A 22,522-nucleotide genomic window follows, 5' to 3' on the forward strand; every position below is an offset into this window, starting at 1 on the left:
TTCGCATAACGAATGGATTTTTTTATATAATTCCCATATAAAGAGATGAAATTTAAGCGTCTAAATCAACTGTAGTTCTGCTTGCAATTTCTTTGTATGTACCGTTTACTAATTTCTCACGAATTGCTTCAAAAGCAGTAAGTGTTTCAGCAATATCTTCTAATGTATGAGAAGCAGTAGGAATAACACGTAATAAAATCATTCCTTTTGGAATAACCGGATAAATTACGATAGACAAGAAGATACCATAATTTTCTCTTAAATCATTCACCATTACCATTGCTTCCGGAACGCTACCTTCCAAATAAACTGGCGTAACACAAGTATTAGTATCTCCAATATTGAATCCTTTACTCTTTAAACCATTTTGTAAAGTATTTACGTTTTCCCATAATTTATCTTTCAATCCCGGGTTGTCACGTAGTAATTGCAGACGTTTTAATGAACCAATAGTTTGAATCATTGGCAATGCTTTAGCAAACATTTGAGAACGCAAATTATATTTTAAATAATCGATAATGTCTTTATCAGCAGCAACGAAAGCACCTATATTAGCCATTGATTTAGCAAATGTAGAAAAGTAAACATCGATTCCGTCCTGACAATCTTGCTCCTCACCTGCTCCGGCACCCGTTTTTCCAAGAGTTCCAAAACCATGTGCATCATCAACAAGTAAGCGGAAATTGTATTTCTTTTTCATTTCTACAATCTCTTTCAACTTTCCTTGCTGACCGCGCATTCCAAAAACACCTTCAGTAATAAAAAGAATCCCTCCACCTGTTTCTGTAGCTATTTTGGTAGCACGCTGCAGGTTTTTCTCCATACTTTCTATATCATTGTGCTTGTATGTAAAACGTTTTCCGCTGTGCAGACGAACACCATCAATAATACAGGCATGTCCGTCAACATCATATACAATTACATCATTTCTGGTAACCAAAGCATCAATAATAGATACCATTCCCTGATAACCAAAATTCAGTAAATAAGCTGATTCTTTCATTACAAAAGCAGCTAATTCATTTTCTAATTGCTCGTGATATTTAGTATGTCCACTCATCATACGCGCTCCCATCGGAGCAGCAGCACCATATTCTACGGCTGCATCCGCATCTGCTTTACGAACTTCAGGATGGTTTGCCAGACCTAAATAATCATTTAAACTCCAGTTTAAAACTTCTTTTCCCTGAAATTTCATTCTTGGCCCTAACTCTCCTTCTAATTTAGGGAATACAAAATAGCCCTCAGCCTGAGAAGCCCATTTTCCTAATGGTCCTTTATTGTTCTGAATTCTTTCGAATAAATCTTTTACCATAATATAATAATGTCGTAATAATTTTAACTTAAATCAGGGAGCAAAAATAATCATTATTATTCTAAAATTCAGAGAGTCATTTATTTTTATTGAAAAATACTCAGGATAATTGATTTAACAAGACTTAACCTGAAATAATTCGTAAAAAAAGAATATACATTTAACCCGTTGAGTGTAATTAGTTTTTAATGATAATTTTTCGTCAGTTCGAGTAATTTTCGATAGAAAATTGTATCGAGAACAGAAAAATTATCATTAAAAACGGTTCTCGATACATTTTTTGTTCCGTTTCACTGCACAAAAAACACTCGAACTGACGTTTTTAATAATTACCCCCAAGGGGTTATACATTTTCAATAATAAAAAGTAAGATCTGTGCTCAAATACCCAGGTAAATCACATTTGCTTTTTGTTTATAACGGATACCATTATTAAAGCTAATCCAAGAACCAGAAAAATACTGAATATCAAAATACTCTGAAAGTACCCTGAAATTGTTCCTTCTCCAAAAAAGAAAAACCAGCCCTGTAAAAACAATAAAATTTCAGTTGCAATATATCCCAAAATAAAAATCTTCATACCAATTTTTAATATTGAAGAATTAGCAGAAAGCATTTTATTCTGAAGTAAAATTCCAAATAAAAAACCGGTTATGATTCCCAAAGTGGTTAAATGAATAAATCCAATTACGAAATTTCTGATTTGATGGGAAACCTCAGCCAGATTCGGAAAAATAGTCAGCAATTGGATTCCGACTTTCAGAAGTAAAGAACACAAAGCCAAACCGTAAACTATTTTCGTCGTTTTATCTAAAGCTTTTTTAAAATGATTCATTTGAGGTTTCAGCATTTTATAGAAATAAACAAAAGCACCCAACTGAATTAAAACTCCCAAACCATTGATATAACTCAAAATATCATTTTCTATATACCATCGCACCGGAAAAGCGACTGTTAGTAAGGTAGAAATAATCATCAAAAAATAAAATTTCTTAAACTTTACCTCATCAATTTTCCTTTGAAATTGTTTTAAAAACAAAGCTAAAATCGCCAATATAAACCAGCCATTAAACTGAAAATGAAGAAAAAACTGAATCGAAATCTGATAAAAAGCGCTTTGTTTTCCTAATGTACTTACTGCCGGTCCGAGGCACCAAACGCCGAAAGTCGATAAAACCATAAACAAAACCGAAACCAATAATAGTCTTTGTGACGGTGATGTATCTCTTAAACTGTCTTTCCAAACCAAACGGCAAAAAACATAGCTTAGCAAAATATGCATCGTCGAAAAAATAATCGAAAACACCCCATAACCCTGAATTGGAAAAGCAATCATCATTCCGATTACAGAAAACTCAGTCAGCCAGAATAAACGGTTGTAAATTGGTTTCTGACTTTTTTCTTTCGGAATAAAAAAATGAACAGCCAAAACATACACGATCATATAAACCCAGCCCAACATGGCCACATGCGAATGCGCATGAAGCAGAAAACTATAGTTTAAAAAGTCTAATGGAAACAGATACATAAACCGCATTAATAACCCGAAAACACAGGCTATCAAAAAATTAAAGAAACAACAGAGTATCCAGGCTTTTTGAGAATTCATCGTTTTTATTTTTTTAACACATAAAATTATTAAACCATACCCGTTGGGTGAAATTAGTTTTTGATGATAATTTTTCGCCAGTTTGAGTGATCCCTATTTTTCATCGGGATTGTATCGGGAACAGAAAAATTAGTATTAAAAACGGTTCTCGATACTTTTTTTGTTCCGTTTCTCTACACAAAAAAACACTCGAACTGACGTTTTTATTAAAAAATAGTTCTCGATACAAATTTTCCAACAAAGCTATTGCATTTTCAGAAAATTCACTCGAACTGACGAGAGGTTGTAACTTCATTTTATATTCTGTTTTTGTAAAAAAAATATTCGTCGAACTGACGTTTTTAATAATTACCCCCAAACCTGAGTTCGATGATTATTAAATAGCCTCCAGCTTCAGCTGGAGAACTTACAGTTTAGTTAAAAAGGCTTTAGCAAAATAAAAAGAGTGTTGATTTTTTGGCTAAAGCCAGATTGTCTTTCTAAAACTCAATAAACCTCCAGCTAAAGCAGGAGGCTATTAATATACTTTTATTGGTCTAATAATCGAACTGAGACCCCAAGGGTTTAAACCATATAAGAAATTATAAGGTTTGCTAAAATGAACTTATATTACTTATATGGTTGAAAAAAAATCTTAAAATAAAAAACACCAATAATTATCCTGTTTTAGATATTTTATCGGTGCTTTTCGAACTATTAAAACTAACCTTTATGCTACTTCAACAAATTCTTTTTCAAGAAGGATTGCTTTCGGAAATAAAATATTATTTTCCAAATGAATGTGTTTGTGTAAATCTGCTTCAAACTCTTTCAACATTGCAAAAGTCACTCTATACGTTGTGCAAGCATCTGCGGGAGGATTGTAATTATCTGTTAAAGCAGCAATTTCTCTAAAACGTTCTCCTTCATTATCGTGTTCGTGCATCATCATTGCGATTGGGTTTGAAACGGTTCCAAAAGAGGGCTTAGTTAAATTCCCGTCAGACTCTTTGGTTTTTACCATTCTTTTTATAAATGGAAACAAAACCAATTCTTCTTTTTTCATGTGCTGTGATAATTCTCCTGCACAACCAATAAACAACTCATTGATTTTAAATAATTCCGGATGTCCTGCACCGTGAACTTTACATAATTTTTCTAAAAAAGGAAGTAAAACGTTTGTTTTTTCCTGTACATAACGGTGATGTGTTTTTTCGATATAATCTGCCAGTAAATCCAAAGGCCAGGAATTAAAATCGATACTTCCGTTGTTTTCTGATTGCAAGACTTCTAAAACATTTTCTAATAAAGCATAAGCGTTAATATCCTGTTTTTCGCACACTTCCTCTACAGTTCTGTTTCCTTTACAGCAAAAGTCTATTTTATATTTAGAAAAAACCGCAGCTGTTCTAAAATCCTGAGCTACAAATGATCCTATTGTTTTGCTTTTTAAATTTTCCATGATAATCAATTTAGTATTTTGTGTTTTTTATTTTACTTTTTTTTAAATGTCAGTTCAAATACAAACCAGGCCATGGTAATAAATCCGATTCCGAAAATAGAATCACCAATTGCACGAAGCCATTTTAACGTAATCATGGCCGGCTGCTGCATTAATTCTGATGAACGGGCGTACCACATTCCGTGACTGATACTTTCAATCGCCTGCCAGACTCCAATAGGAAGTAAACTCAGGATTGCCATCAGAAATAAACCAATATTTAGTGACCAGAAAGTAATACTAAGCAGTTTGGTATTCCAGCTTACATCCCGGTATAAACTTCTTAGTACAAATAATACCAGACCGATTCCTAACATTCCGTAAACCCCGAATAAAGCGGTATGACCGTGTAAAGGTGTTGTATTTAAACCTTGTACATAATACAATGCAATTGGCGGATTAATGATGAATCCGAAGATTCCGGCTCCAAGGAAATTCCAAAATGCCACAGAAATCATAAAGTAAATTGGCCATTTGTAATCGGCAATCCATTGTGTTGATTTTGAGATTTTATAGTTTTGATAGGCTTCAAATCCGATTAAAGTTAAAGGCACAACTTCTAAAGCACTGAATGTTGCTCCCAAAGCCATAATTGCCGTTGGTGTTCCAGAGAAATATAAATGATGGAATGTACCTAAAATTCCCCCTGACATGAAAATAATCGTAGCAAAAAGAACATTTAATGTAGCCGTTTTCGTTTTCAATAATCCTAAACGAACAAACAAGAAAGCAATAACAACCGTTGCAAATACTTCGAAGAAACCTTCAACCCAAAGATGCACTACCCACCATCTCCAGTATTCAGCAATCGCTAAATTGGTTTGTCTTCCCCACATTAATCCTGCTCCGTAGAACATGGCAATGGCAGTACAGGAAACCAAGAACAAAATAATTAGGTTTTTCTCTTCTGTTTTTTTCCTTAAAACCGGAAGTAACGGACGAATCATTAAAGCCAGCCATAAAAACAGTCCAACTAAAAGGAAGATCTGCCAGAAACGACCTAAATCAACATATTCGTAACCCTGATGACCAAACCAGAAGTTTTGAACCAAATTCAGTTTTTGCATTACACCAAACCATTGTCCCGCCATTGATCCCAAAACAATAATCAATAAAGCGACAAACAAAAAGTTAATACCAAAACATTGAAATTTAGGATCTTTACCCGAAACTGCCGGAGCAATATATAAACCTGTCGCTAACCAGGCCGTTGCAATCCAGAAAATAGCCAATTGTGTGTGCCATGTACGCGTTACTGCATAAGGCAGAATCTGATCAATTGGAATGCCGTACAAACCGTTTCCTTCCACTCCGTAATGTGCTGTTATGATTCCGAAAATCATTTGCAAAACCATCAGCAAACTCACAATCCAGAAATATTTGGTTACCAATCCCATCGATTTGGTTTTTCCCTGCTTGATAAGCGGATCTTCTTTTGGAAGCGGAAATTCTTCTTCTTCACCCGATTTGGCGTGATAGAAAACCAATATTCCTACACTCAAAATCAACAGAATAATACTTACTCCAGACCAAGCCAAAAGTTCTGTAGTCGCAGTATTTCCAACCAATTCATCGGAAGGCCAATTATGAGTGTATGAAATATCAGTATCCGGGCGATTGGTAACCGTTGCCCAGGTTGCCCAGAAGAAAAAGGCATTCATTTTATGCATTTTCTCTACATCTTTAATTGAGTTTTTCGGAATAGCATATTCTTCTCTCAGTTTATCGAATTTCGGATCATTCGTAAAAAGGCCTTTATAATATTCGCTTAGATTTTCAATCGCCGCCAGACGGTTTTCAGAAATGGTCAGAATACCCGTGTCTGGATTGTAACGATTTGTTCTTACATCTTTTTGGAGACGAATTTTCAACGCCGATTGTTTTTCAGCATCTAATTCTTCATACTTTTTATTGAAATCTTTTTGAGCATAAATATCCAGTATAAAAACTGCTTCTCTGTGCAGCCAGTCTGCAGTCCAGTCCGGAGCCACATAAGCACCGTGCCCCCAGATAGACCCTACTTCCTGGCCTCCTATACTCTGCCATATATTTTGCCCGTCTTTGATTTCGCTTTCGCTGAAAACAACTTTACCGGAATCAGTTACAATCTCTTTCGGAACCGGTGGTGCCTGCTGATAGATTTCATATCCGTAATAACCCAGCACTGCAAATGATACACTCATTACCAATGCAAAAACCAGCCATAATTTTTTTTCTCTTTTCATTTTTTTTAAATTCAATAAAGGATGATTTTATCTTTTATTAGTTTTTAAAAAAACTCCAAATTTATTTCAGTATTTGGAGTCTTTACTAATTTACTCAACAATCAGTACGCCTTTCATCATGGCTACGTGACCGGGAAAAGAGCAAATAAAAGGATATGACCCTTTTTTATCAATTGTAAATTCGATTGTGTCTTCTTCTCCGCCACCTAACAATTTAGTGTGAGCGATAACGGAAGCTTTTTCAGATTCCGGAATATAATCAGTTGCTTTGGCCTCATTTGCTTTTAAAGCAAAAGCAGACTGGTCTGTTCCTTCCTGCAAAATGACCAAATTATGTCCCATTGCTTCTTTTGGAATTTTACCAACGTGTTTCAAAGTCAATTTGATTGGTTTTCCGGCAACAGCTTTCAATTCATTTGTGTTAAACTGCATCTGGTCATTTCCTTCGATAAGCAAAACATTTTCAACAGTTGCCGCAGGCTGTACTCCCTCTGTAGCTGTTTCATTTATTTCTGTTGATTCTTCTACAGGAGCAGTTTCTTTTTTGCCGCAAGAAGTTATTGTTAAAAATCCCATTAGGATCAAGAGTGAAATTTTGGTTTTAGTATTCATTGTTAAAGTATTTATTAAATGTTAATCGTTTATGTTTAGTGTTTTTAGAAAGAAATCACCTGATTTTACGCCTGAAGCCAACTGCTCTAAAGTGGTTTTGGTGAGCATTTCTAAAAGCAGTCCTCTTATTTTTTTAAACTCATGATGTACCGGACACGGATGATCTTCAGAACATTCTTTTAGTCCGATACCACATCCTTTATAAATTTTATCCCCATCAATAGCATCCACAATCTGAATTAATTTTATGGATTTTACAGCTTCATCCGAAACTTCAAAACCGCCTCCCACTCCTTTTGCCGAATGAATGATTCCGTTTTTAGTCAGAATCTGCATAATTTTCGCCGTAAAAGGTTCCGGAGAATCAATTTCTTTGGCAACATCTTTTATTCCAACCCTGATTCCTTTTGAAGAATTGGTCGCAATAAAAATAGACGCCCTGATTCCGTATTCACATGCTTTTGAAAACATACCTTTTAGTGATTTAATTCCATACAAAGATAAACAGGTTTTTAATAAAAGACAAATTTATCTTTAATTAATTTTAATGAAATGTGATTTATTTATAAACAAAATAATTAATACCAATACGGACACTTATTAAGTCTTAAATTTGAATAAAACCCAATTTTAATTTTAACTTTGAGAGTAATTAATATTATAACATCAAAACAATGGCTTTGAGCACCTCAAAAGAATTAAAACTGGCCGTTCTTATCGACGCTGATAACGTTCCCTACAGCAATGTAAAAGGTATGATGGAGGAAATTGCAAAGTTTGGAACGCCAACGACCAAACGTATTTATGCCGATTGGACAAAACCAAATTCAAACGGATGGAAAGGTGTTTTACTGGAACATGCCATTACTCCTATTCAGCAGTATAGCTATACGGTTGGAAAAAATTCTTCAGATTCTGCTTTGATTATTGACGCAATGGATTTGCTTTATTCAGGAAAATTAGACGGTTTTTGTATCGTTTCCAGCGATAGTGATTTTACGCGACTGGCTATTCGTCTCAGAGAATCAGGTATGAAAGTAATTGGTATAGGAGAAAAGAAAACCCCAAATTCGTTTATCGTTGCCTGCGACCGATTCATTTATATTGAAGTTTTGGATGGTGCAACTCAGAAGAAAAAACCAAAAACAATTGCCGCTGACACCAAAAAACCAGTTGAAAAACCGACTGAAAAAGCACTTCATAAAGTTGACAAACAAACCATCGAATTGATTGAAGCCACCATCGAAGATATTGAAGATGATGACGGCTGGGCATTTTTAGGTGACGTTGGAAACTTAATCGTAAAGAAAAAACCCGAATTCGATCCTCGAAATTATGGTTTTTCGAAACTAACTCCAATGCTGAAATCGCTTACCGATATTCTCGAAATAGACGAAAGGGAGTCTGATAAAAAAGGAATCAAACACGTTTATGTAAGGCTGCGTTTCAATTAATTCAAATTATTACATTTTTTAAAATTTTATAAACATGAGAAAAAAATTCTTTATTTACGGATTCTTATTGTTTCTAATTGTTGCTGCAATTTATTACTACACAGAGCGTGGTTTTTTATTGGTTATTATTATTCCAATTCTATTAATTGTTGGAGCTTATAATGCTTCTCAGGAAAAACATGCAATTCTGAGAAACTTCCCTGTTTTAGGATATTTCAGATATTTATTTGAAATGATTGCACCCGAAATTCAGCAATATTTTATCGAAAGATCTACAGACGGAAAGCCTTTCTCCAGAAATCAGCGCTCATTGGTATATCAAAGAGCTAAAAATATCGATTCCAGCACCCCTTTCGGAACACAACAAAACTTAAATACAGATAGTTACGAAGGAATTAAGCATTCTATTTTCCCTGCAAAAGTTAATGAAGCACTACCTCGTGTATTGGTTGGCGGAAAAGACTGTAAACAACCTTATTCTGCTTCCTTATTTAATGTTTCGGCAATGAGTTTTGGTTCGCTCAGTGAAAATGCCGTTCGTGCCATAAACATTGGTGCCAAAAAAGGGAATTTCTACCAAAACACAGGAGAAGGCGGTTTAACCGAATTTCACCTGGCAGGCGGAGGCGATATTACCTGGCAGATTGGAACAGGATATTTTGGATGCCGTGATGCGGAAGGGAATTTCAGTCCTGAAAAATTCTCAGAAAAAGCCAACCTTCCAAATGTAAAAATGATTGAAATTAAACTTTCGCAAGGAGCCAAACCAGGTCATGGTGGTGTACTTCCGGCTGCCAAAAATACCGTGCAGATTGCAAAGATCAGAGGCGTGGAACCGCATACCATGATTCTTTCTCCTCCCGGTCATCATGCTTTTTCTGATGCAAAAGGATTAATTCATTTCATTAAACAATTACGTAATTTATCAAACGGAAAACCAATCGGATTTAAATTGTGTATCGGAAACACCGCAGAATTTGAAGCCATCTGTCATGAAATGATTGCTGAAGATATTTATCCTGATTTCATTACCGTTGACGGTGCCGAAGGTGGAACCGGAGCTGCTCCGCTGGAATTCGCTGATGGTGTTGGAATGCCTTTTGAACCGGCTTTAATTTTTGTAAACAAAACTTTAGTCGGATTAAATATTCGTGATAAAATACGCATTATAGGAAGCGGAAAAATCATATCAGGCTATTCAATTCTTCATGCTGTTGCCTTAGGTGCCGATATGTGCAACAGCGCAAGGGGTTTTATGTTTTCACTTGGATGCATTCAGGCCTTACGCTGTCATAATAACGAATGTCCAACCGGAGTCGCAACTCAAAACAAAATGCTGATGAAAGGTTTGGTAGTTACTGATAAATCTGATCGTGTGTATCATTTTCATAAAAATACACTTCATGCTGCAAACGAACTTCTTGCCGCAGCCGGAAAAACTTCTTTTGCAGATGTTGACATTAATATTTTTATGCGTGGTGATGAATTTACGAATCTTTCAGAATTATATTTCCCGGATAATTTAACCAATGTTACCAAGCGAAATTAAATACAAAAGCCTCTTTGTTCGATTACAAAGAGGCTTCGTTTTATTTAAGCTGTCCAAAATGCTAAACTAAAGCTTTGCTGTCACTTTCTTTTCTTCTGTGCCTGCATCAGTTAATGCCGCTAATTCTTCCTCACCAACTAATTTTTGTGCAATAATGGAATTATTATAAGCTAAAAAGTAAACATCAAACCTAACACCTTCTTCAATTAATTCTTTTGAAATCTGATTGTTTTCTATCATCCCTTTTAACAAATCCGGAAACGACTCACTGTAGGTTAATTTATTCTCTTCAGTTTCTTCTAAATTAGTTTCAATTCTAATTTCGATTTTATTGTCATTTAGAAAAGCTTTTGCTGTTGTACTTGTAATACCACTTCCTTTTATAGAAGACGAATTATTGTAATTGCTTACATGTTCTTGGATTTTCTGTTTGGTATTTTTACAACTTACTAAGAAAAATGCAAAAGCAACAGCAAATGCGATTTGGGTAATTTTTTTCATAATTTTTTGGTTTAATAGTTATTTTTTAACTCAAACATAAACAAATATTAACATAAAAACAACACTCAACAACAAAAAAAACACATATAATTCTCTGAATACAAACCATTTAACCAAACAAAAGAAGCCTATTTGTAAGAATGAAAAAGTATTTTTTACACTTATTTTTTAGTCGTAAACACAAAAAAGTCTCTTTAAAATTTATTTAAAGAGACTTTTAATATGTAAGAATTTAATCGGTGTATATTATAAAAACTTGATTGATTATTTTAAATATTGAAGCGATTCCTTTGTGAGCACTTCCTTATTCAAAACAGTATTATCATCAGCTAAATAATAAAGGTGAAATTCTACTCCTTCTTCTATTAATTCTGTCGGAATCTGTTCATTTTTAATCATGGATTGTCTCATTCTTGCAAAGGCTACAGCAGTAGCAATTTTCTTGCCCTCGTTTTGTTTTAAATTAGTTTCAAAACGCAATTCGATTTTGCTATCATTAATATAACCTCTTGCTGTAGTAAGCGTTACATTTTCGGCTCTAAAACCTGGAGCGATAGTTTCATTGTACGTAACAACATACTCCTGAAGTTTTTGTTTGGTATTTTTACAGCTTATCAGCAACATTACAACAAAAAGAGTAAAGGCGACTTTGGATATTTTGTTAATCATAACTTTTGGTTTAATGCTATATTTCAACTTTTATTACAATTTTGTTTAGCATTCCGTCTGTAATCATTGGCGCATGTACGTCTTCCGGAAAAAGAATTACAAACTGATTTTCTTTTAGCTGAAAAAACATATCCGGTGCATCGCTAAAAAATCGTACATCTTTTTCATCATTATAACCGCCATTTGGAATTTTGCAATTGGTTCTCGGTTTCCATGCAAAAGTTTCTGTTTCACTGATACAAAACTGAATATCAATATTTTTATCATGACATTCAAAAGTCGTTAAGCTTTCTTCAACCGTTTTTCCTTTTCCTTTAAAACCAAAAAACTTCACTCCTTCTGTTTCGTGTTTAAAATCGGCCGGAAGGTTTTGTACATCATTATTGCGTAAATAATCAAAAGCTTTTTTAAAAGATGGGTGTAAAACTTCATATTTCGCTGCATTCTCTAATGAATCTATAATCATAATTCTATTGTTAATTTGAGTTGATTTTTTAGTAAAAATAAGATTTAATTTATTTCAATCTCTATAAATTATCTGATTTAGCAAATCAATTATAACTTCTTTGTAACTTTGTTTATCTCAAATTTTCTTTAAAACAAGCAGATATTGCCTTTGAAAAATCTCAGAATCCGTTATTTCATCCTGTTTATTCTTATCATTTTTCTTGGAATCATTTCACGAAAAATTGATTTTGTTCCTTTATGCTTCGGAGATTTTCTCTATGCGGTTATGATTTATATTTTGACAAGAATCTTTTTGATTCAACATAAACCAATTCAAATTGCAATTCTTTCATTACTTATTTGTTACGGCATTGAATTCTTTCAGCTATATCAGGCAGACTGGATTATTGCTGTTCGGAAAACACTTTTGGGAAGATATGTTTTGGGACAGGGCTTTTTATGGACAGACATTATAGCTTACACCTTTGGCATTACTTTCACTTTTATCACTGAAAAAATTATTTTAAAAAACTACATATATGAAACTCGTTTTCGCATCAAACAACAAAAATAAAATCAAAGAAATTCAAAGCATCTTAAACGGATCTATACAAATATTAAGTCTGGAAGAAATTGGCTGCCACGAAGAAATTCCTGAAACCGCAGATACTATTGAAGGAAATGCCATTTTAAAAGCCAATTATGTAACCGAAAAATACGGTTTTGATTGTTTTGCAGATGATACCGGCTTAGAAGTTACTGCTTTAAACGGAGCGCCCGGTGTTTATTCCGCAAGGTATGCCGGAGAACAGAAAGATGCGAATGATAATATGAATAAACTTTTGGAAACATTAAAAGACACTTCAGACAGAAGCGCCCAGTTTAAGACCGTTATTGCTTTGAACTTAAATAGAGAACAACATCTTTTTACAGGAATAGCCAAAGGAAATATAACTGTAAGCAAGACTGGAAATCACGGTTTTGGTTATGACCCAATTTTTCAGCCTGAGAATTATACCGAGACGTTTGCCGAATTATCTTCAGAAATAAAAAATAAAATCAGTCATCGCGCAAAAGCAACCCGGCAACTAATTGATTTTCTGATTTCCATCAAATAATTGTTTAAAATACAACATTTTAAGGGGTAAAATTGATATTCTCAGACGTAAAATTATTCATTTAATCGTCAAACTGATTTTACAATAAACATAACTTTTTGATTATCAAATCATAACAAATACATAATTCTTAAAAATGCATTAGTTTATCTGAAATATTAACAGTAATTTTGCACCCTATTTTAAAAATACATATGAATAAATTTGAACAATTAGGATTGAATGAATCGTTACTGAAGGCGATTTTAGATCTAGGATTTGAGAATCCGTCGGAAGTACAGGAGAAAGCGATTCCCCTATTATTGGAAAAAGATACAGATATGGTTGCGTTGGCTCAGACAGGGACAGGGAAAACGGCAGCTTTCGGTTTTCCGCTAATCCAAAAAATTGATGCTGACAACAGAAATACACAAGCATTAGTTTTATCGCCAACACGAGAACTTTGTTTACAGATTACCAACGAACTTAAAAACTACTCAAAATACGAAAAAGGTATTAATGTGGTAGCAGTTTACGGAGGAGCTAGTATTACAGAGCAGGCAAGAGAAATAAAAAGAGGAGCACAAATTATTGTAGCTACTCCGGGGAGAATGCAAGACATGATCAACAGAGGTTTAGTTAACATTAAAAATATAGATTACTGTATTCTTGATGAGGCTGACGAAATGCTGAACATGGGATTTTATGAAGATATCGTATCTATTTTATCAGATACTCCAGACGAAAAAAGTACATGGTTGTTCTCTGCAACTATGCCACAAGAGGTTGCCCGAATTGCAAAACAATTCATGAGTGAACCATTAGAAATTACAGTTGGAACTAAAAATTCAGGTTCTGCAACCGTTTCTCACGAATTTTATTTAGTTAATGCACGTGATCGTTACGAAGCCCTGAAACGTTTGGCAGATGCTAACCCGGATATTTTTTCTGTGGTTTTCTGTCGTACAAAAAGAGATACTCAGGCTATTGCTGAAAAATTAATTGAAGATGGATATAGCGCCGCTGCGTTACACGGAGATTTATCTCAGGCACAGCGTGATGGTGTAATGAAATCGTTCCGTGGAAGACAAATCCAAATGCTTGTTGCGACTGACGTTGCTGCACGTGGAATTGACGTTGATAACGTAACTCACGTTGTGAACTACCAATTACCGGATGAAATCGAAACGTACAACCACCGTTCTGGACGTACTGGTAGAGCCGGAAAATTAGGAACTTCTATTGTAATTGTTACAAAAAGTGAGTTGCGTAAAATTTCTTCTATCGAAAGAATCATCAAACAAAAATTCGAAGAAAAATCTATTCCATCCGGAATCGAGATCTGCGAAATTCAGTTATTGCACTTAGCAAACAAAATTAAAGATACTGAGGTTGATCACGAAATTGACAACTATTTACCGGCAATCAACAATGTTTTAGAAGATTTATCTAAAGAAGAATTGATTAAGAAAATGGTTTCAGTAGAATTTAACCGTTTCATTGCTTATTACAAGAAAAACAGAGATTTATCATCCCAATCTGGAGAAAGACGTGAAAGAAATGATTCTGAGCCAAGAGAATTCAATAATAACGGAGCAGTTCGTTATTTTGTAAACATCGGTTCAAGAGACAATTTTGACTGGATGACTCTAAAAGACTACCTAAAAGAAACGTTAGATTTAGGTCGTGATGACGTTTTCAAGGTAGATGTAAAAGAAGGATTCTCATTCTTCAATACTGATCCGGAGCACACTGACAAAGTAATGGAAGTATTAAACAACGTACAATTAGAAGGTCGTCGTATTAATGTTGAAATTTCTAAAAATGACGGTGGTGGAAGACGCGACCATAATAACCGTGGCGGTGGAAGAAGTTCTGGGCCAAGAAGAGAAGGAAGTTTTGCTCCAAGACGTGAAGGTTCTGGTGGTGGATTCAGAAGTGACAGAAACTCAGCTCCAAGACGTGAAGGTTCTGGAGGAGGCTTTAGAAGCGACAGAAATGCTGCTCCAAGAGAAGGTGGTTTCAGAAGAAACGAAGGAGGTTCAGACAGAGCTCCAAGACGTTCTGAAAGCTTTGGTGATTCACCAAGACCAAGAAGACCAAGAAGAGATTAATAATTTAATATCTTAAAATACAAAATCCCAAATTCCAGACATCATTGGAATTTGGGATTTTTTCTTATATCAAATAATCTTATCAGTGCTTTGTTAATTTTCTGATAATTATATTAAGATACTGCGAAATATTTAATCCCGATTTACTACTTTTAGTGCTTTAAATCAGGATATGAAATATTTCGCAATTTTCTTTTTCACACTATTGTCAACCATCGGTTTCGCACAAGAAACAGGATCAGCATTTCCTCAAAGAGTTTCCGGTTACATTTATAATGACAATAGCAAAGAACCTATTCCTAATGTAAATATCATTAACACCAACAAAGTACGGGGTGCCATGTCTGATGGTAAAGGATATTTTGAAATAGACGTTCAGGTAAACGACACACTTCATTTTTCTATTTTAGGATTTCAATCTCTAAGAATAAGAGTTACAAACGACTGGGTAAAAAATAAGGTGACAAGAATTCAGCTTACAGAAAAAGCAATTGCCCTTGAAGAAGTTGTTATTGCTCCTTTTAATTTGACAGGATATCTTGAAGTAGATTCAAAATTAATTCCAACCAAAGAAAACTACCGTTACAGTATTTCGGGACTTACACAAGGATATGAAGCGGGCGAATATTCTCCAAACGCTTTCGGAAAAGTTTTGGGTTCTATTTTTAATCCGGCCGATATGCTTTATAATTTCTTCGGAAAGAATGGAAGAGAACTCAAAAAACTCAAAGAAATGAGAAAAGATGATACTGTTCGGAATTTATTAGAATCAAAATATGATCGTGAAACAGTAGCTGTTCTTTTAGGGATAAGCAAAGATGAAATTCCTCAAATTTTAGAGCGTTGCAGCTACTCAGAAGCTTTTATTCAGGAAGCAAATGATTTACAGATTATGGATGCTATAAGCGCCTGTTATGAGCAATATAAGGTATTGAAACGAAATTAATTTCAATTATAAAACACATACTAATCCTCAATTTTTGAAATTGGGTATTAGTATGTGCTTTTAAGATTTTAAAAAGCATACATTTACCTGTATATAAACAATTTAAATTAAAATAAATATATTATGGCAAAGAGTCAGGATGCTAAAAAAACAGCAAAAAAAGAACCACTAAAAACGGCTAAAGAAAAAAAAGAAGAAAAGAGAGAGAAGAAAAACACTCCGAAAAGAGATTAAAGAAGTAGAAGTGCTCAGTTTTTTAGTTGGCAGATTTTAACTGAAAACTAAAAAACTGAACACTAAAATTCTAATTATTTAACCGGTATATTCGAAAGAATTTCCAAAACAAATTTCCAGTATTTCTGAGCAGATGAAATACTTGCCCTCTCATCAGGAGAATGCGCACCGTGAATCGTCGGTCCAAAAGAAATCATATCCATATCAGGATAATTAGTTCCTAAAATTCCGCATTCTAAACCGGCATGACAAGCAACCACTTTTGGTTTTTCACCATTTTGTTTTTCGTAAATATCTTTTAAAACTTCTAATATTTCAGAGTTTACATTTGGTGCCCAACCCGGATAAGATCCTGAAAGCTCTACTTCACAACCCACCAATTCAAAAGCAGAACGCAAGGAATTAGCCAAATCAAATTTTGAAGTTTCTACAGAAGAACGCGTTAAACATCCTACCAAAATTTCACCATCCTTTACAATAACACGGGCAATATTATTTGAAGTTTCTACTAAATCAGCCATATCGGCGCTCATTCTGTAAACTCCGTTATGCGCCGCATAAATCGCTCTTATAATCCCCTCCTGCACACCCAGATCCATTACTTTTTCAGGTAAATCACATTTTACGATTTCAATAGATAAGTTAGGTTCAGTCGTTTTATATTCGGCTTTAATATCATTGATGATTTCCTGCATATCAAAAATATAAGCTTCATCGAACATTTCAGAGATAATAACTTTCGCTACACTTTCTCTTGGAATCGCATTTCGTAAGCTTCCGCCATTAATTTCTGCAACCTGTAATCCGAAGTTTTCGAAAGCATCAAATAATAATCGGTTCATTATTTTATTGGCATTCCCCAGACCTTTATGAATATCCATTCCTGAATGCCCGCCATTTAACCCTTTTACAGTAATAATATGACCAACAGAACCTTCCGGAACTTCCTCTTCATGATATGTTCTTGTAGCCGTTACATCTATCCCTCCTGCACAGCCAATATCAATTTCGTCATCTTCTTCAGTATCAAGATTTAATAAAATCTGTCCCTGAAGAATTCCTCCTTTTAAGTTTAAAGCCCCTGTCATTCCTGTTTCTTCATCAATAGTAAACAAAGCTTCAATTGCAGGATGCGGAATATCTTTGCTCTCAAGAATCGCCATAATTGTTGCCACTCCTAACCCATTATCAGCTCCAAGTGTAGTTCCTCTAGCGCGAACCCAGTCGCCATCTACATACATATCGATTCCCTGAGTGTCAAAATCAAAAACAGTGTCAGCATTTTTTTGGTGTACCATGTCCAGGTGTCCCTGCATTACAATTGGTTTGCGATTTTCCATTCCCGGAGTTGCCGGTTTTCTGATGATTACATTTCGGATTTCGTCTTCAAAAGTTTCTAAACCTAAGCTGTTTCCAAAATTTTTCATAAACTCAATTACACGTTCCTCTTTTTTTGAAGGACGCGGAACGGCATTTAAATCTGCAAATTTATTCCAAAGTACTTTTGGCTCCAGATTTCTTATTTCCTGACTCATTATATTTTTGTTTGATGTTTAACAATTAAGAGCTCCAAAGTTACAAAGTTTAAATTCTTTTTCGATACTAATTAATATTGTATTTATATTTACGTATTCAAAATTTATACTGTGAAATCAAAATACGTTTTACCTTTATTTCTTCTTGTTCAGATTATCTTTTTAAAAATCCTGCGTTTGTTTCCGGATTTTGTTGAAGGAGGTTACAGCAATAATTTTTATATTAGAATTTCACATTTTTCAAGAATACTTTTAGGAAAAATTCCGTTTTCTGTTGGCGATTGTATTTATGCGATTTTAATTATTTCTGTAATTAGCTGGTTTTGGAAAATTAGAAAAACCTGGAAAACAAATTGGAAAGATCATCTTCTTAAAATCCTTGGTAAAGTTTCTGTTTTTTACTTTTTCTTTCATCTTCTTTGGGCATTCAACTATTACCGTGAACCGCTTTTTCAAAAAATGAATATCAAAAAAGAATACTCTGATGCTGAATTATTAGCTTTTACAAAAAGACTAATCCGTAAAACGAATGAAATTCAGTTGAAGATTACCAAAAGCGACAGCTCAAAAGTAGTTTTCCCTTATTCACAGAAAGAAGTTTTTCGGATGAATTTAAACGGATATGATAATCTGGCAAAAGAACATCCTTATTTTAAATATGAAATCTTAAGCGTCAAAAAATCGCTATTCAGTATTCCTTTAACCTATATGGGATTTGGAGGTTATCTCAATCCGTTTACCAATGAAGCTCAGGTAAATGATTTATTACCCATGTACAACTTCCCTATGACAAGTTCGCACGAAATGGCGCATCAAATAGGTTTTGCCAGCGAAAGTGAATGCAATTTTATTGGTGTTCTGGCATCGGTTAAGAATGACAATTTATATTACCAATATTCCGGATACAGTTTTGCTTTACGCTATTGTTTAGGAATATGGCAGGCTAAAAACGAGAAAGTTTTTGAACAGTTAAAAAAACAAATGCATACAGGAATTCTAAAAAATTATCAGGAAAGCCGCAATTTCTGGAAAAAATACGACACTTTTATCGATGAAGGTTTTCATGCTTTTTATGATAATTTCTTAAAAACAAACAACCAAAAAGACGGAATGGAGAGTTACAGTAAATTTGTTGACCTGTTGGTGAATTATTATAAAAACAGAAAATTATAATTCATTTGTAACAAAATAGATTTCAATACTACTAATACACTATGAACGAAAACCTAGAACAGTCATTTGTTGTGCAATTGCAGGCAAACCAGAATATAATCCACAAGATTTGTAGATTGTACACTGCCGGCGAAGATGCCCACAAAGATCTGTTTCAGGAAATTACCATTCAGCTCTGGAAGGCATATCCAAAATTTAGGGGCGACAGCAAATTTTCGACCTGGGCTTATCGTGTTGCCTTAAATACTGCCATTACCTTATACCGAAAAACCAAACGAACTGTCTCGACTGTAGAATACGAAAGTCATCAGCATTTTGCAAAAGATGTTGATTATAATTATGAAGAGGAAGAACAGATTAAATTGATGTACAAAGCCGTTTATCAGCTAAATGACATCGAAAAAGCATTGGTTTTTATGTATCTGGAAGACAAAGATTATCAGGAAATAGCCGAAACTTTAGGAATCAGCGAAGTGAATGCACGTGTGAAAATGAACAGAATTAAGGGGAAACTTAAAAAAATATTAAATCCTTAAAATACCACCATGAAAGAACTGGATTTATTAAAAAAAGACTGGAAAAAGAACTCGGATTCTTTTGAACAAATTTCTGAAAAGGAAATTTATAATATGATTCATAAAAAATCATCTTCAACTGTAAAGTGGATTTTGATTATCAGCGTTTTAGAAGTACTATTTTGGACTGCTTCCAATTATTTTTCGAATATTGATGATATTCTTAAAAAGATGAATCATCCTGAAATGATACTTTATATGGAAATTTTAATGTACTTTAATTACGCTGTAATTCTGGTCTTTATCTACTTTTTCTATAAAAACTACAAGACTATTTCGACAACGGTATCTACCAAATTATTAATGAGCAGTATTTTAAAAACCCGTAAAACGGTTCAATATTATGTTTGGTATAATTTAGGAATGATAGTCGTTTCTTCAATATTCAGCTTTTTTATTGGATACATTTACAATCCTGAAATGGAACTTATTAGAGAGAAACTTGCTATAAATGGTAAAGCAATGTTATTTTCTATCGGAATTTTATTTCTGATAATTTTAGGTTTCTTCGGAATGTTCTGGTGTATTTACAGATTACTTTACGGAACACTTTTACGCCGCTTATACGCAAATTACAAGGAACTGAAGAAGATTGATTTTTAACAAAGTAGCAAAGGTTTTCAAATTTCAACAATAAAAACCTGAAACTTGAAACCTGAAACTTGAAACCTGAAACAAAACATAAAAACTACGCCTCGTTTTCCGGTCCCTTATAACTCCATCTTCTCATTTCATTAAGTTCTTCCTGTGCTTTTAATTCTTCTGCCGGAATAACTTTTAAAAATGACGGATGCTGTTCTATAGCATATTCTACCTTTTCAACGATTTCTTCAATAGTATCATTTTCATAATCAATTTCAAGAGGTTCTTTGATAATAAATGACTGCAGGATATTTTTCTTTTTCATTCGTAATCCTTTTTTATCAAATGAACGGCGAAACCCGTCAATAACAATCGGCACTACAATTGGTTTATGCTGCTTAATGATATGCGCCGTTCCTTTACGAACAGGCTTAAACGATTTTGTTGTGCCTTGCGGAAACGTGATTACCCAGCCATCTTCGAGCGCTACCCTTATATTTTCAGTATCGTTAGGATTTACCTCTTTTTTTTCGGTTACATCGACCCCTTTCGCACGCCAGGTTCTTTCAACAGTAATTGCGCCAGCATAAGCCATAATTCTTGGCAGCAAACCTGCCTGCATAGTTTCCTTGGCAGCCACATAATAAATATTCATTTTAGGTTGCCACAAATAACCAATGTTCTTAATATTATCCTGACGGCCACTTAAACTTGCATTAAAAACATGAAACATAGCTACGACGTCTGCAAAATAAGTCTGGTGATTAGAGATAAACAATACATTCGTATCCGGCAACGTATTAATTATTTCAGATCCGTCAATCTGTAAATCATTAAAACCTCTATATCGTTTATGTGTCATGGCTCCCAAAATACGGATCAGCCATTTTTTGATGAATAATATATGTCCGAAAGGATTTCGTTTAAACAATCCCATAGCAGTGAATTATGTATTTTTTGTTAAGGCGCAAACATACAAAAATTATTTTTTGGGTAATTTTTATAAACAATTCTGCAAACAAACAGTTATTACAATGAATATCAAATCATTAAATTTACATTTTTAAATCTTTTCTTCAAAAGTAATTTTCAAAACTTCTCTTAATTCGCTTAATATCATCGCCGTTGCACCCCAAACCACATGATTTTGAATATTAAATGCAGGAACAGAAATATTATTGGCATAAGACGTTGATAACGTGGCCTCAATTATAATTTCATCATTTAAAAAAACAGAAAGCGGCAGTTCAATAATATCTGCCACCTCTCTAATATCTGGATAAAACGAAAGTTCCTGTGATGAAATTCCTAAAAACGGATGTACCAAAAAATTACTTGGCGGAATATACATTGGCGTAAATTGTTTTATGATCTCTATTTTTTCAGATGAGATTCCAACCTCTTCGTGGGTTTCCCGCAGTGCCGTTTCCCGAAAATCAGCATCTGAATTTTCATACTTCCCACCCGGAAAAGCAATTTGTGAAGAATGTACACCATTATATGCGTTACGTACAATTAAAACTAAATGTGTTTTATTATTTTTAGGATACAACAGCATCATAACCGCTGCAATTCTTGGTTTTTTGGTTGACAAATCAAGGTTTTTCATTAACTGAATCCTTTCTAAAGGAGCCATTTTTACATGTGCTTTCTCTGCCGGAAGTTCAACCGGAATTAAATTAGGAACATGTTGCAAAAAATCTTGAAAATCCATAATCAAAGTTTATTTTTGTACTTTCAAATTAGAAAATATAAATATAGTCCAGAAAACGCGTTTCTACAAGTTTTCTAAAATCAAAACCCTGAAAATGTACAGCAGAGAGGAATCACAAAAACTAAAAAGAGAATTCTGGGTCGCTTTTGCCGAGAAATACCCAAGAAAATGGGTGCTTTACGACACTAAGATAAAAGACTTTTCTTTTAAATTTTATATAGATAATAAAAAAGCACAAGTTTTAATTGATATCGAACATCGAAATGATGAAAAACGAATGGCTTATTTTGAAAAATTAGAAGCCCTAAAAAATATCTTAGACGAAGAATTTGTAAAAGATTTAGTTTTTGAAAAAAATTACACAATCGAAAGCGGCAAAACGATAAGCCGAATTTGGGTTGAAAAGCCTGGAATTGGTTTTAGCAATCGCAATAATTGGGATACTATTTTTGATTTCTTTTTCGAAAAAATGAATGCTTTGGAAATGTTTTATCTGGAGTATGATGAGTTTATCAAAGATATAGAATAGACTAAATTTCTAAAAATTATTACAATACCCCGTTAAAAGTTTTAACGGGGTATTTTTTTTACCTAACTCCCTCATTATAAATTTAAAAAATATTTCATGTTTTTATTGTTTTATTATCAACAATGCAGCTTTTTAAGATTACACGAAATAATTAATAAAGAAA

General features: G+C 33.9%; 22 protein-coding genes. 10 read left to right on the plus strand and 12 right to left on the minus strand.

Annotation, left to right across the window (positions count from 1 at the left end; translation table 11 throughout):
- Positions 1-52: 52 nt before the first annotated feature.
- From FLV_RS07595 to FLV_RS07620, 6 genes are all read right to left on the minus strand, one after another.
- Positions 53-1,315, minus strand: coding sequence for an aminotransferase class I/II-fold pyridoxal phosphate-dependent enzyme (locus tag FLV_RS07595; RefSeq protein WP_243232515.1), 1,263 nt, complete (start codon positions 1,313-1,315; stop codon positions 53-55).
- Between the two features lie 396 nt (positions 1,316-1,711).
- Complete coding sequence (locus FLV_RS07600) at positions 1,712-2,923, minus strand: cbb3-type cytochrome c oxidase subunit I (protein WP_243232518.1); 1,212 nt, start codon at positions 2,921-2,923, stop codon at positions 1,712-1,714.
- Between the two features lie 709 nt (positions 2,924-3,632).
- On the minus strand, positions 3,633-4,364 hold the full coding sequence (ric, locus tag FLV_RS07605) for an iron-sulfur cluster repair di-iron protein (protein ID WP_243232520.1): 732 nt from the start codon (positions 4,362-4,364) through the stop codon (positions 3,633-3,635).
- Between the two features lie 32 nt (positions 4,365-4,396).
- Positions 4,397-6,628, minus strand: coding sequence for a nitric-oxide reductase large subunit (locus tag FLV_RS07610; RefSeq protein ID WP_243232523.1), 2,232 nt, complete (start codon positions 6,626-6,628; stop codon positions 4,397-4,399).
- A gap of 90 nt (positions 6,629-6,718) precedes the next feature.
- A complete protein-coding gene (gene azu, locus FLV_RS07615) occupies positions 6,719-7,240 on the minus strand; it encodes an azurin (RefSeq protein ID WP_243232526.1) in 522 nt (173 codons plus the stop codon).
- A 21-nt stretch (positions 7,241-7,261) separates the two neighbouring features.
- Positions 7,262-7,711: an RrF2 family transcriptional regulator gene (locus FLV_RS07620; protein WP_243232529.1), complete on the minus strand. Its 450-nt coding sequence runs from the start codon at positions 7,709-7,711 to the stop codon at positions 7,262-7,264.
- A 203-nt stretch (positions 7,712-7,914) separates the two neighbouring features.
- Between FLV_RS07620 and FLV_RS07625 the strand changes: the two genes are divergently transcribed.
- The gene (locus FLV_RS07625) at positions 7,915-8,694 is read left to right on the plus strand and encodes an NYN domain-containing protein (RefSeq protein ID WP_243232530.1); all 780 of its coding nucleotides are present in this window, start codon (positions 7,915-7,917) and stop codon (positions 8,692-8,694) included.
- A gap of 34 nt (positions 8,695-8,728) precedes the next feature.
- Entirely contained in the window at positions 8,729-10,243 is a 1,515-nt protein-coding gene (locus FLV_RS07630) for an FMN-binding glutamate synthase family protein (protein WP_243232532.1), read from the plus strand.
- A gap of 66 nt (positions 10,244-10,309) precedes the next feature.
- Here the strand turns inward: FLV_RS07630 and FLV_RS07635 are convergent, their stop codons facing one another.
- The 3 genes from FLV_RS07635 to FLV_RS07645 form a co-directional block, all read right to left on the minus strand.
- On the minus strand, positions 10,310-10,744 hold the full coding sequence (locus FLV_RS07635) for a hypothetical protein (protein WP_243232534.1): 435 nt from the start codon (positions 10,742-10,744) through the stop codon (positions 10,310-10,312).
- A 264-nt stretch (positions 10,745-11,008) separates the two neighbouring features.
- The gene (locus FLV_RS07640) at positions 11,009-11,413 is read right to left on the minus strand and encodes a hypothetical protein (protein WP_243232536.1); all 405 of its coding nucleotides are present in this window, start codon (positions 11,411-11,413) and stop codon (positions 11,009-11,011) included.
- 16 nt (positions 11,414-11,429) lie between these two features.
- Positions 11,430-11,879, minus strand: coding sequence for a YhcH/YjgK/YiaL family protein (locus FLV_RS07645; RefSeq protein ID WP_243232538.1), 450 nt, complete (start codon positions 11,877-11,879; stop codon positions 11,430-11,432).
- A 150-nt stretch (positions 11,880-12,029) separates the two neighbouring features.
- Here FLV_RS07645 and FLV_RS07650 point away from each other — a divergent pair, with 150 nt between their 5' ends.
- The 4 genes from FLV_RS07650 to FLV_RS07665 all read left to right on the plus strand — a co-directional run bounded on the left by FLV_RS07650 (position 12,030) and on the right by FLV_RS07665 (position 16,017).
- Positions 12,030-12,434, plus strand: coding sequence for a DUF2809 domain-containing protein (locus FLV_RS07650; RefSeq protein WP_262916416.1), 405 nt, complete (start codon positions 12,030-12,032; stop codon positions 12,432-12,434).
- Entirely contained in the window at positions 12,400-12,978 is a 579-nt protein-coding gene (locus tag FLV_RS07655; RefSeq protein WP_243232539.1) for a non-canonical purine NTP diphosphatase, read from the plus strand. The genes FLV_RS07650 and FLV_RS07655 overlap by 35 nt, the downstream gene beginning before the upstream one ends.
- A 194-nt stretch (positions 12,979-13,172) precedes the next feature.
- Positions 13,173-15,071, plus strand: a complete 1,899-nt coding sequence (locus tag FLV_RS07660) for a DEAD/DEAH box helicase (protein WP_243232541.1) — start codon at positions 13,173-13,175, stop codon at positions 15,069-15,071.
- Between the two features lie 172 nt (positions 15,072-15,243).
- Positions 15,244-16,017 (plus strand): carboxypeptidase-like regulatory domain-containing protein, encoded by a 774-nt coding sequence (locus FLV_RS07665; protein ID WP_243232544.1) that lies wholly within the window; start codon positions 15,244-15,246, stop codon positions 16,015-16,017.
- A gap of 308 nt (positions 16,018-16,325) precedes the next feature.
- Here FLV_RS07665 and FLV_RS07670 read toward each other — a convergent pair whose 3' ends face one another.
- The gene (locus tag FLV_RS07670) at positions 16,326-17,786 is read right to left on the minus strand and encodes an aminoacyl-histidine dipeptidase (RefSeq protein WP_243232546.1); all 1,461 of its coding nucleotides are present in this window, start codon (positions 17,784-17,786) and stop codon (positions 16,326-16,328) included.
- A gap of 111 nt (positions 17,787-17,897) precedes the next feature.
- Here FLV_RS07670 and FLV_RS07675 point away from each other — a divergent pair, with 111 nt between their 5' ends.
- From FLV_RS07675 to FLV_RS07685, 3 genes are read left to right on the plus strand one after another with little or no spacing between them, the layout of a single operon-like run.
- Complete coding sequence (locus FLV_RS07675) at positions 17,898-18,959, plus strand: DUF3810 domain-containing protein (protein ID WP_243232549.1); 1,062 nt, start codon at positions 17,898-17,900, stop codon at positions 18,957-18,959.
- Between the two features lie 41 nt (positions 18,960-19,000).
- Positions 19,001-19,495, plus strand: coding sequence for an RNA polymerase sigma factor (locus FLV_RS07680; protein ID WP_243232551.1), 495 nt, complete (start codon positions 19,001-19,003; stop codon positions 19,493-19,495).
- 9 nt (positions 19,496-19,504) lie between these two features.
- A complete protein-coding gene (locus FLV_RS07685) occupies positions 19,505-20,137 on the plus strand; it encodes a hypothetical protein (RefSeq protein WP_243232553.1) in 633 nt (210 codons plus the stop codon).
- Between the two features lie 85 nt (positions 20,138-20,222).
- Here FLV_RS07685 and FLV_RS07690 read toward each other — a convergent pair whose 3' ends face one another.
- Both FLV_RS07690 and FLV_RS07695 read right to left on the minus strand, forming a co-directional pair.
- Positions 20,223-21,053 (minus strand): lysophospholipid acyltransferase family protein, encoded by an 831-nt coding sequence (locus tag FLV_RS07690; RefSeq protein WP_243232554.1) that lies wholly within the window; start codon positions 21,051-21,053, stop codon positions 20,223-20,225.
- A 126-nt stretch (positions 21,054-21,179) separates the two neighbouring features.
- The gene (locus tag FLV_RS07695; RefSeq protein ID WP_243232556.1) at positions 21,180-21,830 is read right to left on the minus strand and encodes an NUDIX hydrolase; all 651 of its coding nucleotides are present in this window, start codon (positions 21,828-21,830) and stop codon (positions 21,180-21,182) included.
- Between the two features lie 94 nt (positions 21,831-21,924).
- On the opposite strand from FLV_RS07695, the gene FLV_RS07700 reads away from it, so the two are divergent.
- Complete coding sequence (locus tag FLV_RS07700; RefSeq protein ID WP_243232558.1) at positions 21,925-22,359, plus strand: DUF4268 domain-containing protein; 435 nt, start codon at positions 21,925-21,927, stop codon at positions 22,357-22,359.
- The last annotated feature ends 163 nt before the right edge of the window (positions 22,360-22,522 follow it).

The organism is Flavobacterium pectinovorum (genome assembly GCF_022802975.1).
Classification (GTDB): domain Bacteria; phylum Bacteroidota; class Bacteroidia; order Flavobacteriales; family Flavobacteriaceae; genus Flavobacterium; species Flavobacterium pectinovorum_B.

Coding starts and splice junctions, on each gene's coding strand:
- FLV_RS07595 (WP_243232515.1), bottom strand. CDS start 1,315: ATGGTAAAAGATTTATTCGAAAGAATTCAGAACAATAAAGGACCATTA.
- FLV_RS07600 (WP_243232518.1), bottom strand. CDS start 2,923: ATGAATTCTCAAAAAGCCTGGATACTCTGTTGTTTCTTTAATTTTTTG.
- ric (WP_243232520.1), bottom strand. CDS start 4,364: ATGGAAAATTTAAAAAGCAAAACAATAGGATCATTTGTAGCTCAGGAT.
- FLV_RS07610 (WP_243232523.1), bottom strand. CDS start 6,628: ATGAAAAGAGAAAAAAAATTATGGCTGGTTTTTGCATTGGTAATGAGT.
- azu (WP_243232526.1), bottom strand. CDS start 7,240: ATGAATACTAAAACCAAAATTTCACTCTTGATCCTAATGGGATTTTTA.
- FLV_RS07620 (WP_243232529.1), bottom strand. CDS start 7,711: ATGTTTTCAAAAGCATGTGAATACGGAATCAGGGCGTCTATTTTTATT.
- FLV_RS07625 (WP_243232530.1), top strand. CDS start 7,915: ATGGCTTTGAGCACCTCAAAAGAATTAAAACTGGCCGTTCTTATCGAC.
- FLV_RS07630 (WP_243232532.1), top strand. CDS start 8,729: ATGAGAAAAAAATTCTTTATTTACGGATTCTTATTGTTTCTAATTGTT.
- FLV_RS07635 (WP_243232534.1), bottom strand. CDS start 10,744: ATGAAAAAAATTACCCAAATCGCATTTGCTGTTGCTTTTGCATTTTTC.
- FLV_RS07640 (WP_243232536.1), bottom strand. CDS start 11,413: ATGATTAACAAAATATCCAAAGTCGCCTTTACTCTTTTTGTTGTAATG.
- FLV_RS07645 (WP_243232538.1), bottom strand. CDS start 11,879: ATGATTATAGATTCATTAGAGAATGCAGCGAAATATGAAGTTTTACAC.
- FLV_RS07655 (WP_243232539.1), top strand. CDS start 12,400: ATGAAACTCGTTTTCGCATCAAACAACAAAAATAAAATCAAAGAAATT.
- FLV_RS07660 (WP_243232541.1), top strand. CDS start 13,173: ATGAATAAATTTGAACAATTAGGATTGAATGAATCGTTACTGAAGGCG.
- FLV_RS07665 (WP_243232544.1), top strand. CDS start 15,244: ATGAAATATTTCGCAATTTTCTTTTTCACACTATTGTCAACCATCGGT.
- FLV_RS07670 (WP_243232546.1), bottom strand. CDS start 17,786: ATGAGTCAGGAAATAAGAAATCTGGAGCCAAAAGTACTTTGGAATAAA.
- FLV_RS07680 (WP_243232551.1), top strand. CDS start 19,001: ATGAACGAAAACCTAGAACAGTCATTTGTTGTGCAATTGCAGGCAAAC.
- FLV_RS07685 (WP_243232553.1), top strand. CDS start 19,505: ATGAAAGAACTGGATTTATTAAAAAAAGACTGGAAAAAGAACTCGGAT.
- FLV_RS07690 (WP_243232554.1), bottom strand. CDS start 21,053: ATGGGATTGTTTAAACGAAATCCTTTCGGACATATATTATTCATCAAA.
- FLV_RS07695 (WP_243232556.1), bottom strand. CDS start 21,830: ATGGATTTTCAAGATTTTTTGCAACATGTTCCTAATTTAATTCCGGTT.
- FLV_RS07700 (WP_243232558.1), top strand. CDS start 21,925: ATGTACAGCAGAGAGGAATCACAAAAACTAAAAAGAGAATTCTGGGTC.